We start from the raw sequence: 2,411 nt of genomic DNA, 5'->3' as shown, positions 1-2,411 counted from the left end.
GTGCCTATACTATCTTTCTGATCAGGAACATTAATCCAATAAATAGTTGTATATTTTATTGTTTTTGATTGATCTAACCTCGTTTTTACATCATAATAAACACTCGTATCGAGTAACGATTCTTTAGTTGTTGAAGACTTAGCTTTTCCTTCTCCAATTGTATCATCTACAAATTTTACAGCTCTAACATAACCATCAACTTTATATTTCTCTAATAATTCTTTGTTAGAGATCTTTCCGATTACATTTTGCATATACAATCTATAATAGTTATTTAATATAGAGCCTTTTATCGATTCATAATCCGCTTTTGTAAGTTCAATTTTCTGATCTAATACTATTTTATTCCATTCTTTAATTTTAGTATCTACCTCTTTTTCTAATATCGCATTTACTGATACAATTGCGGGTGACAGAACACGATTTGTTAAGTCCGCAGTCATCTGATACACCAATTTTTGAATTTTACTTGGGGTATTTATACTTTCTAATTTAAACTTTTGTAGTATGTTTGTTTTAAAGTTCATTTGAGTTACATTTAGATTAATAGCACTTGTTTTTTCCTGTTCGTTTTTGCCTCTTAGTTTTATCACTAAAATTTTCGTCTCAATGTTAATCTCGATGGCAATATAGTAGTTTAATTCTTCTCTATCTAGAAAAGTTCCTTTTGAAAATACCATACGTAAACTCTTTACTCGATTGTTTTCCTCTGTTATATCTGCAAAAACTAATTTAGTTTTTCCTCTTTCCGTTCCAAAAGTAATATCTTTTTCGAAAGGAAAAGATTTTACTAAATTTGCATTTTCATAAAATTTAGCTAATTCATTTATATAAGTGATTAGTTTTGTTTTATCTTCTAAATGTGTTGTATCTTGAAGCAAATATATAAATAAGTTCCGTTGTAATCCATAATTTAACTCATTTATTAAAAAGTCATTAACTTGAACTAAGGGAATTTTATTATCATCAATTGCTTTATCTAATAACTTACTATAATAGTAATCAGCCGCAATCCCTATCTTAGCATTTTGTTGATATTCATGATAATCAGAAATCGTAGTTTCTAAAAATCTTTTTATGGCGTTTTGATATAATGATCTATGTACTTTAGGGTCAATCATGTATGTAGCTTGCATACTATACACCTCTTAAATTCTATTTTTATTCCATATTATACTAAATTACAGTGAATATGTATATTATATTAACTAATACATATTCACTATTAATGAAACTTGGTTATATATAAAACCGCTCATAATCGGTGTTATGAGCGGTTCAACTTACTTACTGTATAAAAACATTAAAACAAAAAGAAAGAGTCCCAATAGATGCCTTTCGGAGGACATACGGGGGACTCTTTCTTCTTATTCGCCTGGACTTCAGGTGAAGTTATAAAAAGTTTAAGATCTACAATTTACTGCATCCCATTCACTATCACTTCATTAATTTGATCTAAATTATCACCTTTCGGCATAACAAACAATACCTTACCATCCGAATTTTTCGCCCAAATATTACCTAATTGACGTTTTTCTTTCGAATCATCGTCTGACCAACGATCTAACCCCTTATACTCTACCACTAAAATTCTTCCATCTTTCAATTTACATACAAAATCAGGATAAAATTTATCCGTACTGGTTTGTAGCCAGAAAGAAGATTTTCTTCTTATAGGAATGTTACGAACCCAATACTCTATTTCTTCAAGTCTGTCAAGATAAATAGCGCAATCAAATTCTTCTCCTTTAGAATTCAAATCGCCTATTTCTTTATAATAGTGTTTTCTGAAAATGTATCCAGGTTTATATAACTGATTATATGGATAATCAGTTATATCATACGTAAATGTAATCTGATCATCCACCCTAAATTCTTCTTCATCTAAAAATAATTGATAAGCTTCTTTTTTAGCTAACTCTCTACAATTAGAGATTAACTTTACTATATTTTCCTTAAGCTTATATTTACTTTTTACTAATTGTAGTAACTTTAATTCGTTTACCTCTAATAAGTGTTTAACTACTCGTTGTATGAATACAATTGAATCTGTTCTTTTAATGTCTTTACTTCTAATATTCAGATCTAGCCACAAAATTAATTCTTCTTCGGTCCAATTTTCAGCCGATTCAACAAAAAGCATTTCATTCGAAGAATCAATTTCTATGGATTCTGCGGTGGTAGTACCTTCTTTATTAATATCAAGAAGACCCGTATTTTTATCATCCTTCGAAAAATTAAAAATAAACTTGGGGATTTCATACAAATAATTTTTGATGTCCCAATTTCTATCAATATAATCATAATCAAAAATTGTGAAAACTTCCTCCTCTTTAAGTTCCACTAAATTTTTATGCTTATATGTGAGTTTTGGTATTGAGAAAATTTCTCCTCTATCAGCAGGAGATAAT

Annotated in this window: 2 protein-coding genes; both read right to left on the bottom strand. The window is 28.7% G+C overall.

The genetic code is table 11. The features are described from left to right. Positions 1-1,136: hypothetical protein (locus tag ACFCYJ_RS27355; protein ID WP_376079100.1), on the bottom strand; the 1,136-nt coding region annotated here is incomplete at its 3' end. Between the two features lie 281 nt (positions 1,137-1,417). Next, positions 1,418-2,411 (bottom strand): hypothetical protein (locus ACFCYJ_RS27350; RefSeq protein ID WP_376079098.1); only part of this gene is annotated, 994 nt, incomplete at its 5' end.

Origin of the sequence: Lysinibacillus sp. NPDC056232 (genome assembly GCF_042267565.1) — a bacterium.
Classification (GTDB): domain Bacteria; phylum Bacillota; class Bacilli; order Bacillales_A; family Planococcaceae; genus Lysinibacillus.
This window is presented reverse-complemented; position numbering and strand designations above follow the sequence as displayed.